The sequence below is a fragment of the Paraplanobispora siamensis genome, assembly GCF_016863175.1.
Classification (GTDB): Bacteria; Actinomycetota; Actinomycetes; order Streptosporangiales; family Streptosporangiaceae; genus Planobispora; species Planobispora siamensis.
On the sequence record NZ_BOOJ01000151.1, the window covers coordinates 1 to 816 of the forward strand.

An 816-nucleotide genomic window follows, 5' to 3' on the forward strand; every position below is an offset into this window, starting at 1 on the left:
GTCACAGCTTCGTGGCGCCGGCGGTCAGCCCGGCCACGAGGTTGCGCTGGACCAGCAGGAAGACGACCGCCGCGGGCACCGCGATCAGCACGGCCGCGGCCGTCATCAGGCCCCAGTCGGCCCAGAACTGCCCGACGAACTGCTGCAGGCCGGCCGCCAGGGTGCGCTTGTCGTCTCCGGTCATGAACACGGTGGCGTAGGCGACCTCGCCCCAGGCGGTCATGAAGGAGTAGAACGCGGTGACCGCGATGCTGGGGCGGGCCAGCGGCAGGATGACCCGCCAGAAGGTGCCGAACGGGGTCAGCCCGTCCACCAGGCCGGCCTGGTCAATCTCCCGCGGGATGGAGTCGAAGTAGCCCTTCATCATCCACGCGCAGAACGGCACCGCCACGGTCATGTAGGCGATGACCAGACCCGGGATCTGGTTGAGCAGTCCCAGACCCGCCATCAGGTTGTACAACGGCACGATCAAGATCGCCACCGGGAACATCTGGGTGATCAGCAGCATCCACATGACGCCGCGGTAGCCCGGGAAGCGGAAACGGCTGATCGCGTACCCGGTCGTGGAGGCCAGGAACACCCCGATGACCGTGGTCAGTCCCGCGATGATGACGGAGTTGAGCAGCCAGGTCGGAAACTGCGTCTCGGTGAGCACCCGGGTGTAGTTGTCCAGCGAGGAGTCGTCGAAGAACGTCAGCTCGGTCGACAGCCAGCCGTCGCGCGGCTTGAGCGAGGTCAAGATGAGCCAGACGACCGGGAAGAGCGAGATGAGGGACGCGACGACGAGCGTGCCGTGCAGCAGGATCGAACTGCCGA

At 66.4% G+C, this 816-nt stretch carries 1 protein-coding gene; it reads right to left on the reverse strand.

Translation table 11 applies throughout. The annotated features are described in order from the left end of the window. Position 1: 1 nt before the first annotated feature. Positions 2-816, reverse strand: an 815-nt coding sequence (locus Psi01_RS42970; RefSeq protein ID WP_204069969.1) for a sugar ABC transporter permease, incomplete at its 5' end; no start/stop codon positions are given.